Raw genomic sequence first — 771 nt, forward strand, 5'->3', positions numbered from 1 at the left:
CCTGCGGACACACCGAGAACACTTGAGACTCAACCAAAAACACCGCTGACCAGCGAGAAGGCGCCCACTAAAACACTAGGAGCGCCACACATGTTCGATGGATCGGTTCCGGAGCCCGCTGATCTGGCCGCGCTGTCGGATGCCGAACTCATCGACGCCGCCGCGGCCACCTCGCGGATGGAGAACGCGGTATGCGCACGCAAGCTGGCGGTGATGGCCGAACTGTTCACCCGCCGCGTCGACCTCGCCCCCCACGACCGGAGGAACTGGTGGGTCGATCCCGAAGCCGCCGTCACCGCCGAACTCGCCGCCGCCTATCGGATCACCCACGGCTTGGCCCTACACCAGGCCTACCGAGCAGTGGTGCTGCGCGACCGCCTCCCCAAAGTCGGGGCACTGTTCCTCGACGGCCTGATCAGCGAGCTGCTGGTGCGCGCGATCATCACCCGCACCGACCTGATCACCGACCCCGCCCTGATCGCCGCCGTCGACGCCGAACTGGCCACCAGCATACTGGGCTGGGGACCGTTGTCGGCGAAAAAAACCGAAGCCGAGATCGACACCATCATCGACCGCCACGACCCCGACGCCGTGCGCCAAAGCCGCGACCCCGACCTGGGCCGCACCATCGAATTCGGCAACCCCGGCGATGCACCCGGATTCACCACCGTGTGGGCGCGCCTGTTCGACGGCGACGCCGCCGCCGGGGAACGCACCCTGACCGCGATGGCCTACAGCGTCTGCGACGCCGACCCCCGCACCCTCGACGAC

The 771-nt window shown here is 67.7% G+C and carries 1 protein-coding gene; it reads left to right on the forward strand.

Annotated features, from left to right (window positions below):
• Positions 1 to 90: 90 nt before the first annotated feature.
• Positions 91 to 771, forward strand: a 681-nt coding sequence (locus tag ASJ79_RS24925) for a DUF222 domain-containing protein (RefSeq protein WP_156448635.1), incomplete at its 3' end; no start/stop codon positions are given.

Source organism: Mycobacterium sp. NAZ190054 (assembly GCF_001545925.1).
In the GTDB taxonomy this organism is placed as follows: domain Bacteria; phylum Actinomycetota; class Actinomycetes; order Mycobacteriales; family Mycobacteriaceae; genus Mycobacterium.